10 protein-coding genes are annotated in these 14192 nt (G+C 54.2%); 7 read left to right on the forward strand and 3 right to left on the reverse strand.

Annotated elements, in window-relative coordinates:
• Positions 1-103 precede the first annotated feature (103 nt).
• Positions 104-862, forward strand: a complete 759-nt coding sequence (locus tag Q4D85_RS06465) for a hypothetical protein (protein WP_303199084.1) — start codon at positions 104-106, stop codon at positions 860-862.
• Here Q4D85_RS06465 and Q4D85_RS06470 read toward each other — a convergent pair.
• Complete coding sequence (locus Q4D85_RS06470) at positions 859-2298, reverse strand: EsaB/YukD family protein (RefSeq protein ID WP_303199085.1); 1440 nt, start codon at positions 2296-2298, stop codon at positions 859-861. The two genes, Q4D85_RS06465 and Q4D85_RS06470, sit on opposite strands and share 4 nt — an antisense overlap.
• Before the next feature lie 97 nt (positions 2299-2395).
• Here Q4D85_RS06470 and eccCa point away from each other — a divergent pair, with 97 nt between their 5' ends.
• The 4 genes from eccCa to Q4D85_RS06490 all read left to right on the forward strand — a co-directional run bounded on the left by eccCa (position 2396) and on the right by Q4D85_RS06490 (position 10704).
• The gene (gene eccCa, locus Q4D85_RS06475; protein WP_303199086.1) at positions 2396-6424 is read left to right on the forward strand and encodes a type VII secretion protein EccCa; all 4029 of its coding nucleotides are present in this window, start codon (positions 2396-2398) and stop codon (positions 6422-6424) included.
• Between the two features lie 478 nt (positions 6425-6902).
• A complete protein-coding gene (gene ffh, locus Q4D85_RS06480; protein WP_303199087.1) occupies positions 6903-8498 on the forward strand; it encodes a signal recognition particle protein in 1596 nt (531 codons plus the stop codon).
• A 355-nt stretch (positions 8499-8853) separates the two neighbouring features.
• Positions 8854-9669, forward strand: coding sequence for a hypothetical protein (locus Q4D85_RS06485; RefSeq protein WP_303199088.1), 816 nt, complete (start codon positions 8854-8856; stop codon positions 9667-9669).
• A gap of 198 nt (positions 9670-9867) precedes the next feature.
• Complete coding sequence (locus tag Q4D85_RS06490) at positions 9868-10704, forward strand: hypothetical protein (protein ID WP_303199089.1); 837 nt, start codon at positions 9868-9870, stop codon at positions 10702-10704.
• Positions 10705-11330: 626 nt separating this feature from the next.
• Here the strand turns inward: Q4D85_RS06490 and Q4D85_RS06495 are convergent.
• Positions 11331-12383, reverse strand: a complete 1053-nt coding sequence (locus tag Q4D85_RS06495; protein WP_303199090.1) for a YeiH family protein — start codon at positions 12381-12383, stop codon at positions 11331-11333.
• Positions 12384-12630: 247 nt separating this feature from the next.
• Between Q4D85_RS06495 and rpsP the strand changes: the two genes are divergently transcribed.
• Entirely contained in the window at positions 12631-13125 is a 495-nt protein-coding gene (gene rpsP / locus Q4D85_RS06500) for a 30S ribosomal protein S16 (protein ID WP_303199091.1), read from the forward strand.
• 77 nt (positions 13126-13202) lie between these two features.
• Here the strand turns inward: rpsP and Q4D85_RS06505 are convergent, their stop codons facing one another.
• On the reverse strand, positions 13203-13616 hold the full coding sequence (locus Q4D85_RS06505; RefSeq protein ID WP_303199092.1) for a cupin domain-containing protein: 414 nt from the start codon (positions 13614-13616) through the stop codon (positions 13203-13205).
• A gap of 68 nt (positions 13617-13684) precedes the next feature.
• Here Q4D85_RS06505 and rimM point away from each other — a divergent pair, with 68 nt between their 5' ends.
• Entirely contained in the window at positions 13685-14188 is a 504-nt protein-coding gene (gene rimM, locus Q4D85_RS06510) for a ribosome maturation factor RimM (protein WP_303199093.1), read from the forward strand.
• The last annotated feature ends 4 nt before the right edge of the window (positions 14189-14192 follow it).

Raw genomic sequence — 14192 nt, forward strand, 5'->3', positions numbered from 1 at the left:
TCTCTACTTTTTCTTCCATTGTCACTTAAAGAATGATTCTTATCCTATAATCATTTTGCATAATTTGAAGCAGCGATAAAAAAGAAGGCTGACAATGACCGGGATGAAATCGCCCACTGTTGTGCGTCGGTTATTGGCATCGAATGTCTTAGCCCATGCACAGCGCACCCCGCCGCGCACCATTGATAAAACAATGACCATCGCGGTCGCTGCCTTAGACGAGCGCATCCTTTCTACCCCTATTAGTGCCAGCATCGGGATTTTGCTCAATGCCGTTGCCCAGCAACCCGTGGTGCTTGTCGACGGCGATGGGATCAATCAACCCCTACGCGGCCCGATCGGTGCGGGGACCGGCGGTGACCTGATTGGGCTCGTGGAGGCGAACGTCGAAAAGCTCAACCGAGCAACCATCGAAACCTTTGCCGATACAAGCGGAGCCGTTGCCCTTTTAAGCAATAACTTCCAAACCCGAATAAAAATTCAACCGGAAGTATTAGACACTGCCGTTAGCCGGGTGGCGCATCGGTGGCCAACCGTCGTGATTGATCTACCGTTTACGTGTTTGCATGACACCATATCCGCAGGTACCGCGTTGGCCAAGCACGTGATTTTAGTGACGGACAAACACCACACCGACCACGGCTGGCTGTACCGCAAGGGGCACCAATTAACCCAAGCCGCGAACGAGGGGCGGGTGACAGTGGTACGGCTGGGCGGGGAGGTCTCCGATAACCAACTCAAAGACACGTTTTCCATGCCAAGTCTCGATTTGGGCTCCACATCGCGCGACCGCATGCATTTGCCGACAGACTCGGCGTCGCTGACCATGTATCACCGATTGTTAGCCAGGCTGTATCCCTAAAACGTTGCCCAATAGTAGACAAATACTCCTTGGGCTGCGAGGATAACCGGGATAACCGCCAGGCATACTAGAACGTCGATGGTCGAGATGACCTTTGCCAGCTTGGCTTCGGCTAGGTCATCCGGCGCGCGGAACTGCGCGATAATCATGATAATTGCGGCGATAATGACGACGACAGCCGCGCAAAACCACGTTAACCAGGACGAATCGGAACCAGGCAGCCACCAGGGATGCAACCCCCGTTTGCCAACCCAGCCCGCCTGAGCCCACGAAACCACCGCGCCAGCGGTCAACGCTAAACCTAAAACGCCACTGGTTAATAGCGGCACAATAACCCGGGTATCAGCGAAACCATTGATTCTAAGCAATAGCACTACCGATAACAACGCCGCAATCGTGCCGTGCTGCCAAAAACCGCTGGTGGAAAGGATCATGAGAATGCCCACCGCAATGCCGATAGCCGCCCACACGATTCCCCGGCTGATTGCCTCACTGCGTAGCGCTTTAGCCCGAATCTCGTCGCGGGACACTTGATCGCCTGCATCATTGCGCCGCAAGATGGTTGCAAGCCCGGTAGCTTTCAACGCGGCGGTTGGGGCAAGAAGCAACAGCAGCACAGGAACCCACGCTGACCATGCGGCTATGGCGATGAGATTGAGCTTGAAGTGCAAGCCGACGGCGACAGCCGTTAAAACGATAGTTCCAAGCAAAAGTGCGGTTACGCCAGCAACGGCCCCGACTGGTTGTTTTCGGCCAGCCGCAGCCGTCGCGGGAATTGCCGCAGCTAGGATCGCGGCACACCACCAGACCGGGGTGGTGAGAAGAAACGGTGCTGTTATAACAGCAACCGCGACCGGTAACCACATTCCGACCCACCTCAGCCACGGTTGGGGGCGCCATATAGCCAAACCAAATGCGAATACACTGACGAAACCGATAATCGCAGCGTTTATGCCAAATCTGCCGGTGACCAGGGTAGAAATCGACGCATTGGGGGTGGTAAGCAGGTTAAGGCTCGCAGCAATTGCTAAGAGGCTCAGCAGCACAAGCGTGCAGGCAATTAATCCGCCGGAACGCATTTTCTCAAACCAGCGCCACTGGGCGTCACCGATGGTTGAACGGACTTCGGCTAAGGCATCATCGACGAATGGGCTGTGGGCGGCCTCATGGCGCCTGGTCAGATACAGCCGTTCGCCATCCACGATTCCACGGTCGGCCAAGGTGAGGTATGGTTCGATGATTCCTCTGGTGGGGGACGACATCACCCAAATATGGGTATTTTTCAATGTTCGATTCGGTTCGTTATCCTTCGGAGCCTCTGTCAGAAGCGTAATTACATCATCGATGTAGTCAATCACCGGGCGGTTAACCGGCAGGCTGACGTCGAGTTGGTGGTCTTCATGCAGCACGCTGACTCGTACAAAGGTCGAACTCATGTGTTCTATGTTCGCACACTTTTATATCTAAAGTGACGTAAGCTAAACAGTCGCTGTGACGTATTGTATTTTCAGTTATTGATATGAGGATCAATCCATGAGCACGAAAATTGTGCACCGCCCGGCGCGGTTACATGCGACCATCGCCAAGGAGGAACCGGTTCCGCTCGCGCCGGTTCCGACTATCCGGTCGGCTTCTAGCAACGCCAATATTATGACGTTGATCATGCCGATTGTTGCTGGTACCGGCATGGTTATGATGATGGTGTCCTCAGGTAACCCCATCCGTATGGCTATCGGTGGGGTTATGTTTATTGCCGTGATTTTCACTGCGGTGACCATGTTTATTCGTAATAAAACAGGGTCGCGGAAAACTGCGGAGGATGAACGCACCAGGTTTTTGGAGCACCTGGAGGAGACGGAAGATAAGATACGTGAGTTAGCTATCAAGCAGCGTACCGAGTCGTTGTCGCGTAATCCGCAGCCGCATGGGTTAACGGATGTGGTGCGTGACCCGTATCGGTTGTGGGAGCGTCGGCGCGGTGATGAGGATTTTTTGGTTACCCGTATTGGTACCGGGGTGGGGGAGCTTGCCCAGGGGGTGAAGGTGCCGCCTGCTTCTAATCCGATGATGGTGGCGGAGCCGATTTCGCAGGCTCATTTGGATCGGATGATGCGGCGTACTTGTACCATTGAGCATTTGCCGATTGCGATTCCGGTGCGAGGGAATGTGTCGTTGGTGGGGCCGGGCGAGTTGTGTGCGGAGGCTATTCGGGCAATTGTGTCGCAGATCGTTGTGTTTCATGCGCCTGATGATGTTCGGTTGCACCTCGCGTTGCCGTTGGCTGATCCGGATGACGGCGGAACCTGGGCGTTGTGGTTGCCGCATTTGCTGAATGCGGAGAGTTTCGATGGGCCGATTGGTAAGCGGGAGGTTTCGTTTGACGACGCGTCGGCGGAGGCGTTGTTGTCGGAGATTTCTCGGCGCGGCGAGATGGTGAAGGAGCGTTCGAAGCTCAAGTTGACGGCGATTGAGGCGCCGCAGTTGATTGTTGTGGTGTCGATGGATTCGGAGCTTGGTCGGCGGATTTCGGATCACCTTGATGGGGTGATGTCGTTGGATGCGGCGCGGATTACGTTGATTTCGTGTTCCACGGTGCAGTATTTGGAGCCGTCGCGGGTGGATGTGCGGGTGCTGATTAACGAGGATCGTTCGTTTTCGGTGCAGTTGTTGGATCGCGGTGAGATCCGTACCCCGAAGGAGGGCGCGGATGGCTACGTAGAGCGGGTGCTGTACGGCGGCAGTGACGGCAGGTTGGATGAGGTGTCGCCGGTGCTTGCGGAGTCGGTGTCGCGGGCGGTGTCGTCGCTACGGTTGGTGGAAGATGCTAGTCCGGATGCACCGCTGGAACAGACGATCGCGTTGGATACCATGCTTGGAATCGGCAATTTCGCCACGTATAGCATTGAGGAGGCCTGGGCACCGCGTTCTGGTCGAGATTTTCTCAATGTTCCGTTTGGTATCGGTGCTGATAATGAACCGATATCGCTGGATATTAAGGAATCGGCGAAATCTGGTATGGGGCCACATGGGTTGTGCGTGGGAGCGACCGGTTCCGGTAAATCGGAGGTGCTGCGCACCCTGGTGTTAGGTCAAGTGGTGTGCCATCCACCAGACCAGTTGTCCCTGGTTTTGGTGGACTTTAAGGGTGGTGCAACCTTTGCGGGTTTGGAGCCATTGCCGCATACTGCAGCGATCGTCGACAACTTAGAGGACGCCGCTGGTTTGGTGGACCGGTTGCATGATTCGATTTTGGGTGAGATTCAACGGCGGCAAAAGGTGCTGCAGGAGGCAGGCAATCTCGCCAATGTGGGCGAATATAATAAACTGCGCAACGCTGGTGTGCTCAGTGAGCCGTTGCCGGTGTTGTTCGTGGTGATTGACGAGTTCGGTGAATTGCTTGCCGCGAAGCCGGAGTTTATTGATCTGTTTGTCCAGATCGGTCGTATCGGCCGGTCGATTGGTGTGCATCTCTTGCTGGCGTCGCAGCGATTAGAGGAAGGCAAGCTGCGGGGTTTGGAATCCTACTTGTCGTACCGTATTGGTTTGCGTACTTTCTCCGCCCAGGAATCACGTGCCGCTATTGGTACCACCGACGCGCATGATTTGCCGCCTATTCCGGGGTCGGGTTTTCTCAAGGTGGACCCCGATATTTTTGATAGATTCAAAGCCGCATATGTTTCTGGGCCATATGTTGCCACCGAATCGGCCGCGCAGCGGGAACTGCCGCCGGTTCCCATGCCGTTGGAGTTGATGAACACCACGGAGGCCTGGCTGCGGATGAAGCAGTTGGAGTTCCAGGCGAAAATACAACAGCAAACAGGCGGAAGCGCACAGTCGGAGGAAACCACTTTGGATTTGGTGGTTGGTAGGTTAGCGCCAGCAGCGCCGCGCACTCGACAGATCTGGTTACCGCCGCTGCCGGAGAACCTTGAATTAGGGGCGGTGATCGACAGCGTTGAATCGACCACGAAGCGGGGAATGGCTGCGGAGTCGGCCGGGCATTTGCGGATTCCAATGGGAATGAAAGACAAGCCGCTGACCCAGTGGCAGGGGCAATTGGTTCTTGACCTGTCTGGTTCGGGCGGAAACGTGGCGATCATGGGTGCGCCGCAGTCAGGAAAAACCACCGCGTTGCGCACCTTGGTGACGGCCGCGGCATTAACCCATAAACCAACCGATGTGAATTTCTATCTCATTGACATGGCGGGTTCACAATTGAGTTATCTCAAGGACTTGCCGCATGTGGGTACCGTGGCGACCCGGTTTGACGAAAACCAATTGCGGCGCACGGTTGCGGAAATGAGCATGTTCTTAGTGCAGCGCGAGGCGGTTTTCAGCAATTACCACATTTCCAGCGTGGCGGAGATGCGGGAGATGCACGCCCAAAACCGCCTGCCGGAATTACCCGCCGCGGACATCGTCTTGGCCATCGACGGCTGGGCGACGCTGCGCAAAGACTACGAAGATTTAGCAGATACCATCACCGAAATCGCCCAACGCGGCTTGGCCTTCGGGATTCACGTGATCCTCGTTACCGGCCGATGGGCGGATTTCCGGTTGCCGCTTCAAGCCGTGATCGGCAATAAGCTTGAGTTCGCCCTCAACGACCCCATGGATTCGTCCATTGGCCGCAAGCCCGCCGAGGGCTTGAAAGTTCAGACGGTCGGTCGGGCGTTGACATCCGACGGTTTGTATAGCCAAATCGCATTGCCGTACGTGGATAAACGTTCCCTCATTCCGGAACCAACCCCGCAGGCAACCGTTGCGGCGATGAACCGCGCATGGCGGGGACCGACCGCGCCGGAGGTACGGATGCTGCCGGACAGCGTCGATATGGCGAAGCTGCGTGCAGATTTCTCCGACATCGACACCGCAATCATCGGTTTAGCCGAGACCACCCTGCGGCCTGCGCAGTTCAATTTCGAAGAAGACCAACGCCATGTATTCATCGTCGGCGATTCTCAATCTGGTAAAACATCGACGTTGCGTACCCTCATCAGCGAAATTCTTAAGGGAAAGGAACCCGGCGATGTTATGTTCGGGGTGTGGGACCTACGCCGACACTTGCTAGGCGTCATCCCCGATGAATTCCTCGGCGGTTTCGCGGGCACCCGACCCGGCTGCGACAAACTCGCCGAAGGCATCGTCGCGGAGCTTGAACGCCGACTACCAGGTACCGGAGTCACCGTCGAGGAATTGCGGAGCCGTTCGTGGTGGAGCGGGCCGGAAATCTTCGTCATCGTCGACAATATCGACATGATCGAAGGGTCGGCGAACCCGCTGAAAGCACTCACGAAATACTTGCCGCAAGCCGCCGATATCGGTTTGCACGTGATCGTGACCCGCAGGTCGTCGGGCATGTCGCGCGCCGGGTATGACCCAGTGATCCAGGGAATCCGGGAAGCCGGTGCCGCCGGCTTGTTGCTGTCTGGTGACCGTCAAGAAGGGCAGATTTACCCCAAAGTGTTCTTAAAGCCACTGCCGCCGGGCCGCGCCCAGTGGGTGCAGCGATCCGGGCGGGTGGAAATGGTGCAGATTGGGTTCACACCGCAAGCCGATTAACGTGTTTTTGCTTGTCGACGCCCATGTCACGGCCGCCCGGCACGATCTTGGCCTGTGTCACTTTATTTAGTTAAAACCGATAAAGCTCGACACATTACCCGGGCGTATGGAATCGGCTCAGAACCACACTTTAACCCAGATTATTATCGCCTTTACGAAATTTCGCAGCCGAAGCCCACGCGCACCCTGCTCCATGTTCAACGGGAATATCCACACAACAAAGAGTGGATAGAAGAATGGGTGTTCGTCTGTGTAACAAAAGCACGGCCAATGGCGTCTTGATTCCGCCCAAAGCCGCCTGGTTGGTGGGCTCAAATACAACCGGGAATATCTCGGCTAGCAGCGTTGGCGAGTGCGCGCCTGTGGGGCGTCGAAAAGCAAAACCTTGTCGGAGGTGACCAAACACCCGGCTTGCCGCTAGTATTGATGCGTTAACTACTCACGTTAAAAATGCGTCACCTCAAGGAGTGAATAGATCGTGTTTGAATCTCTAACAGACCGGCTCGGCCAAGCCTTAAGCGGGCTTCGTTCCAAGGGCAAGGTCACGGAGGCTGACATCAATGCGGTCTCACGCGAAATCCGGCTCGCGCTGCTCGAAGCCGACGTATCACTGCCGGTGGTACGCGGTTTTATCGCACGGATCAAAGAACGCTCACTCGGGGTAGAAGTATCCAAAGCATTAAACCCGGCGCAGCAAGTAATCAAGATTGTCGATGAAGAACTCACCGGCATTCTCGGCGGCGAAACTCGGCATATCAACCTTGCGAAAAAACCACCAACAGTCGTCATGCTGGCAGGTTTGCAGGGTGCCGGTAAAACCACCCTCGCCGGAAAGCTGGCGCACTACCTCAAACAAAAAGGCCACACCCCGATGCTGGTGGCCTGTGACTTGCAGCGGCCCGGCGCGGTGCAGCAGCTTCAGATCGTCGGCGAACGCGCCGGGGTGCCTACGTTCGCCCCTGACCCGGGCACCTCGATCGATACCCTCGATCACGAGATGGGCACCTCTCATGGCGACCCAGTAGCGGTGGCTCGGGCCGGCATCGCCGAGGCGGAGGCGAAGAAGCACGATTTTGTCATCGTCGATACCGCCGGTCGGCTGGGTATTGATGAAACCCTCATGACCCAGGCGCGTAATATCCGCGACGCGATCAATCCGGACGAAGTGTTGTTCGTTATCGATGCGATGATCGGTCAGGATGCCGTGCAAACGGCGGAGGCCTTCCGCGACGGTGTGGACTTCACCGGTGTCGTTTTGACCAAGCTTGATGGTGATGCCCGCGGTGGTGCGGCGCTGTCGATTCGTGAAGTCACGGGTAAGCCGATCATGTTCGCCTCTACCGGTGAGAAGATGGAAGACTTCGATGTTTTCCACCCGGATCGGATGTCCAGCCGGATTTTGGGCATGGGTGACATGCTCAGCTTGATTGAGCAAGCTGAGCAGACCTTGGATCAAGAGCAGGCGATGGAGACTGCGGAGAAGCTCGCTCGCGGTGAGCTTACTTTGGAAGACTTCCTGAATCAGATGCTGATGATCCGCAAGATGGGCCCTATCGGCAATCTACTGAAGATGCTTCCCGGCGGCTCACAGATGTCGCAGATGGCCGACATGGTGGATGAGAAGCAATTGGATCGGATTCAGGCGATCATTCGCGGCATGACCCCGCAGGAGCGGCAAGACCCGAAGATTCTCAATGCGTCCCGGCGTAAACGCATCGCTAATGGTTCCGGTGTTTCGGTTTCTGAGGTGAACCAGCTGATTGAGCGGTTCTTCGAAGCCAAGAAGATGATGGGCAAGATGGCTGGCCAGATGGGTATGCCGGGTATGGGCGGAAGAAGCGCCACCAAGAAGAAGCCGAAGGGCCGTAAGGGCAAGAACGGAAAGCGCAAGCCAGCTAAGCGGCGCAGCGGTGGCGGAATGCCAGGCGGCATGCCGGGTATGCCGAACATGGCGGAGCTGCAAAAGATGCAGGAACAGATGGGCGGCATGGGTGGTTTCCCCGGTATGCCGAAACTGCCGAAGGGCATGGAAAACATCGACCTCAATAACTTGGACTTCGGAAAAGGCAAATAGTTTAAGGTCGAATGCTTCTCTGCCTATCTGAAGCCCCAACCGGTCTCACCAAATAGGGCTAATGTTTCACCCGTGATGTTAAGGCTTTTTCTTTAATATCACGGGTTCTTTTTATGCATAGGTTCGGGGTCAATTATGGCTGGGTTTTGTACCGAAGCCCCATCAGCCTTTTAGTTTTTAGAAGGTTTGTTTTGTAGCGTGTGTTGTGTCTGCATACCGTGCCTTTTGAGTTTGTCCACGATCGTCGGTATTAATGACTCGATTACCGAAAACTAAGTTCAGCCTTATATACTCTCAGTGTTGCCTAAAAAATGGCTTCTGATATCTTTTTGTTTTCTCTAGATGGGGATTGGTTATGTGGTTTCGTAAAGTCGTCGCTTCAAGTGCCTGTTTGGCCGCAGTGTTTGCTGCGACCCCGACCGCTACCGCCTATGAGCGTCTTCTAGGCGTGACAGTGAATGTTGAATCCGACAAGCTCGGCTGTCGATACAGTTACGACAAGAGCCAGGCAAATGGTGCGCATCAGCGCCTGATCCAAGATTCTAAACGTGTGATTGACGGCATCATTGCGTCAAAAACCTTGACTGCGCAAGACCTTGAAGAAAACGCCCAGTTATCGGAGCAAGGCACCGCTACTGTAATCATCTGGGCGCAAACTAACATTCCGAATTTGAATTCAAGCAAAGTGGCTAGCTTGCTCCGTGCGCTTCATAAGTACAGCAAGGGAGACACTACCAATAAACTTCCTATCTATGACAATCTACCGCTAATTGATTTGCAGCCTGGCGGCTCCGTATTCAGCGGGGAAGAAGTGGCTGCGTTACGGAGTTCGCATGCAGAAATTCTGGCTCAATTACGTGATCGTCACAATCAAGTTTCCCAAACAAGCCCTGCTTATCAGTTGAGCGAGTTTGTACTGACTTCGCAATCCGAAATCGTCAATTCCGTTATCAAGAGTTTTGACAAGTGCGCTTCTGCTATCAACCCACAGCAACCACAGCCACAACCACAACCGCAGCCACAACCGCAGGCCCCAGAATCCCCTGATTCTCAAAGCAGCGGAAAAACGGGCATCATTGCAGGAATTGTTGCTGCCGTCGTTGCATTGATCGCGGCTGTTATCGGGTTTTTACCAGGTCTTGGGCAGTTGCTTCGGTTACCTAAGTTCTGAGTTCTTCGGACACTAGACCGTAGCTTGTCTTGCAATCCAGGTTCACCATCAGGCAAAGCTACGGCGCTTTCATTTTGTGAATGTCATTCTGCTATTTCATTGATTGTTGTCCCACTTGTTCGGGGTTCGGTCGTGCAAAATTGGATGCGGTATTTGGTATCCAGTGGGGACGTGGTCTCGTAATCGAAGGAGAAAGAGTTGGCGGATGATGCCGAAAATTCTGCTCAATTGCGTGCAGAAATCGCGGAGCTGCGGGAGCAATTGGCTTCTGCACACGCGAAGCTTGCGGATGAAGATGAGGTTGGCGTAGCGGTAGATGCGAACGAAGAATTTTGCCGCTTGGTCGAAGCGGAATTGGTAGAGTGTCGTGACAAGCTAGAAAAGCAACGCCAAGCAAAAACATCCAACCCGGCTTTATTGGAGCTGTTGTTGGAACGAGTACGAGACTTGGAAACCGCGCGCGCCCGGATTAAGGCTTTTATTGGCTGGAAGCGTAGTTTCCAGTTAAAAGTAACTCAGTCTGAAGAATCCTCCGAACCTACTTCGGTTTCGGAAGATGGAGAAGAGACGCCCCCAACATTCGAGTTTTTTCCGATCGGTCATGTCATCGTCGAGTCAGCACAATTGTTGATAGCGGACCCTTGGATTGTTCACGCTTTTTGGAAGCACGAGCCGGTGGAGGATTTGCAGCAATTCAAAGATACTTTTACTGGAGTTGTCTATCAGCATCGGGTTGATTTTCACGACTTCGACGAAATCGTGGCTGTGTTGGGGATGAGTGTGACCGATGCGATCGACTGTGGCCGATTGGTGCGGATTGTGGAACCGAAACCACCGTTTTACACTTTGTCATATAACCAAATTTCCAAGGCGAATGCTAGTGCTTCCGCAAGTGTTGGGCGAGGAGTCGAGCTTGCCTTCGATGACGGCGTACCCGGAGCGGGGGTCAGCGTGCCGTTAGCCGCCGATGGCACCTATCCGGTGTTTGCTGAGACTCGGGACGGGAAAATTGTGCGGATACAAATCGACATTTAGCTTTTCCTGTTTACCGTAGACTTTGAAAACGCTCAAAGTCCGCTTTTGCGTCGGTGAACAAGATTCGAAGTTCGCAAGTTTCACCATTTGTTTTTCCTGGAGTTTAGGTTTTGGGTTCCAACAATTAGACTGCGAGCACTGTAACTATTCGTAACTTTATGAAGTGAACGGTTGCTGGCAGCTCGACGTCACGGGTTACAGTCAACGTTGGGAGAACGGTATTGGTGCTCGAACAGCACCACCTATGTGCCACGTTGTATGCGTGTGATCGCAGCTTTTCGAGGATCGGGTACCCACCCGGGTATCGACCAGCGACGGTAGTCTATAACCGACTTCATTTTGCAGAGACAAAACCTCTTAACTTTTACCCCAACCTCTGGGATCCTAATCTTCATAGCGGAATTCGGTTCCCGGCCGTGTGGTGCAGCTGCGTTCTGAATCTGGTGAATAACGTGGCGGGGTGTACCTCCAGATTGGGCTGTGTATCGCCAAATAACGTCTGGAATGTATCTGAAGATGTGGCTTGAATCCCGCCGCCTGAGTGGTAGGGGTTAGTGTATTCGACGAAAAGCGTGTCTAACGTCTAGATTTTCTACCGAAGGCATGCATGGCATGGTGGTACCTAATTACGGCACCACCCAAACTCCAAACCAAGCGATAGTCACGACAGCGGCTGAGGCCGTCACTCCCAGCACCACCGGTCGCGCCCCAGCACGCCGCACATTGGGCCAGGTGACCTGCAATCCCTGTGCGACCATCGCGAGACAGAAAATAATTGTGCGCGCTGTATCTGTCACTGATAGCACGCTTTCAGGAATGGGTAACAGTGAACGGCACAACACCAGAATGATAAAACACGCCAGAAAACCAGGAACTAAGTGTCTACCTGTTGTGTGGTGTCCGCGCTGGGTAAAACCGATTAGAACCACAACTGGGGCTAATAAAAGTACACGTCCAAGCTTGGCTGCTACCGCAATTGGTAATACGGTGTCGCCGACAATGCTACCTGCGGCAACTGTTTGGCTCACCTCGTGGGTGGTGGCACCAATGAGTAAACCGGCGGGAGTGGCTTCCCAACCGGACACAATCGCTGGCGCGAGTACGATCATGATTGTGCCAAATACTGTTATAACTGCGATGGCGGTGGCACATTCGTGTTGCCGTTTAGTACCAAGAACCGCATACGTTGCTGCGATGGCGGACGCGCCACAAATGGAACAGCCAGCACCTATCAATAGGGACTGGCTATGTGACAACCTCAGTAATTTGCCACATACAAGCGCGGTGCTGAATCCGCCGATAACCACAGTGGCAATAATCGTGAGAGATTGCCAGCCTAAACTGGTAATTGCGCTAAATGGGATGCTTAAACCGAGGAGCGCAACCCCTATTTTCAACAATTGTGAACCGCACATCTGAACCCCGGGGAACATTCGCCTGGACGGTTGCCAAACATTTGCGGCAATACAGCCGACAACAATCGCAATCAGAAGTAACGAAGAGCCGCCTAGGATCGAAAGCACAAGCGCATGTGTTCCCGCAGTGACGATAGCTAAACCAGCACACAACAACACACCGGGTAGCAGGAGAGAAACCTTCGTTATCCACTTTTTTGTACCAACAGACGACGTTCGTTGATTGTGTTTTTCGCGGGCGAACCACTCACTATTGCCATTCACGGTTTATAAGTGTAAAACCACGGTGTGTTGTTGCGGGTCGAAACAGTACGAAATTGACCTCAGCGATCTTTCTGCACTAGAGTTTTTGGGGTTGTGTGCGCACAACAATAATGCTTTCCTGCGATTACACCGCCACCGACTCAGGTCGACCGGTATGTCACATCGCAGGTAAAACCAAAAAGGGTTGAACCGGCCACATGAAAAGCATGTGGTGTCTGAACTGCCCAGTGACTACAAGGAGCCAAACATGGCAGTAAAAATTAAGCTACAGCGCATGGGTAAGATCCGTACCCCACAGTACCGTGTGGTTATCGCCGATGCTCGTACCCGCCGCGACGGCAAGGTCATTGAAAACATTGGCATCTACCAGCCAAAGGAAGAGCCTTCGCTGATCAAGATCGACTCCGAGCGCGTTCAGTACTGGTTGGGCGTTGGTGCACAGCCAACCGAGCCGGTTCTTGCTCTTTTGAAGGTCACCGGTGACTGGCAAAAGTTCAAGGGCCTGCCAGGTGCTGAAGGCACCCTGAAGGTTGCTGAGCCTAAGCCTTCCAAGTTGGAGCTGTTCAACCAGGCTCTCGCTGAGGCTAACGAAGGCCCAACCGCTGAGGCTATCACCGAGAAGAAGCGCAAGGCTAAGGAAGAGGCTGCTGCTAAGGCTGCCGCTGAAGCTGAGAAGGCTGCCAAGGCTGAAGCCGAGGCAGAAGGCGAAGCTGAAGCTGGCGAAGAAGCTGCTGCTGAGTAATTCCTTCTTAAAAAGAAGATATCCGGTGGACGATGATCCACCGGATTTTTTATGCCCTTTTTACCGCGGTTTCGTTTCTAGTGCCGCTCACCAGTGAGCATGGTTAACAATAAAACATTCGTGGCGTCTGGGGCGTCGGCGGGGCAGTCGACGCGGTGGACCACGTGGTCGCTTAAGTGCAGGACCTTGCCGGGGCTAAGGGTGATGGTTTCGCCTTGGCAGCCAAAGGTCAAGGTTCCGGTGATGCATTGCACCGTGATGGGGTGGGCGGCTTTGTGCTCGGCGAGATACTGGCCGGGGGTGAACGTGAAGAGGATGATGTTCGCGCCGTCGCCTTGAAGTACCCGCTGAACGGCTGGCAGGTGGCCGGTTGGTTTGGCCTCGGGAGCCTCGGCGGTAACGTCAATGATGGTCATTGTGCCATCGTCGGTGGCTTCGGCATTGTAGGTTGCTGCGCCGAAAGTGTCGGGGGAATTGGTGGGGATGCTCATGGTTTTCAAGTGTAGCCACGGTTTGCGCGTGACGGCGGGGGTACAAAGGTTTGCTAGAGTTTAACCTCATGGAATTGATGATCGGCCGGGTAATAAAGTCCCACGGAATCAAGGGTGAAGTTGTGGTGGAAGTAACCACCGATGAGCCGGAGATTCGTTACGCGATTGGGGAAGTGCTGCACGGAAAGCAGGCTAAGAAACAACACGTTCTTACCATTGCTGCAACTCGTCCGCACCAAGGGCGGTTGTTAGTGAAGTTTGCTGAGATTGATGACCGCACCACGGCTGATTCGCTGCGGGGTACCCAGTTTTGGGCGGAAGCGCTGGAAATCGCCGATGATGAGGAAGCCTTCTACGACCATGAACTTGAGGGTTTGTCGGTGCTGGAAGACGGGGAAAAAATCGGCGAAGTAACCGGGGTGATAAGCGGTCCGGCGGGCACGATTTTGGAGGTGACGCTGCTGAGCGGAAAAGAAGCCCTCGTTCCGTTCGTTTTCGATATTGTGCCTGATGTTGATTTAGGCGCTGGCACCATAACCATCACCCCGCCTGAGGGACTTTTGGATCTATAGCGAT

The organism is Corynebacterium sp. (assembly GCF_030532965.1).
In the GTDB taxonomy this organism is placed as follows: Bacteria; Actinomycetota; Actinomycetes; order Mycobacteriales; family Mycobacteriaceae; genus Corynebacterium.

Coding starts and splice junctions, on each gene's coding strand:
- rimM (WP_303199093.1), top strand. CDS start 13,685: ATGGAATTGATGATCGGCCGGGTAATAAAGTCCCACGGAATCAAGGGT.
- rpsP (WP_303199091.1), top strand. CDS start 12,631: ATGGCAGTAAAAATTAAGCTACAGCGCATGGGTAAGATCCGTACCCCA.
- Q4D85_RS06470 (WP_303199085.1), bottom strand. CDS start 2,298: ATGAGTTCGACCTTTGTACGAGTCAGCGTGCTGCATGAAGACCACCAA.
- Q4D85_RS06505 (WP_303199092.1), bottom strand. CDS start 13,616: ATGAGCATCCCCACCAATTCCCCCGACACTTTCGGCGCAGCAACCTAC.
- eccCa (WP_303199086.1), top strand. CDS start 2,396: ATGAGCACGAAAATTGTGCACCGCCCGGCGCGGTTACATGCGACCATC.
- Q4D85_RS06465 (WP_303199084.1), top strand. CDS start 104: ATGAAATCGCCCACTGTTGTGCGTCGGTTATTGGCATCGAATGTCTTA.
- Q4D85_RS06485 (WP_303199088.1), top strand. CDS start 8,854: ATGTGGTTTCGTAAAGTCGTCGCTTCAAGTGCCTGTTTGGCCGCAGTG.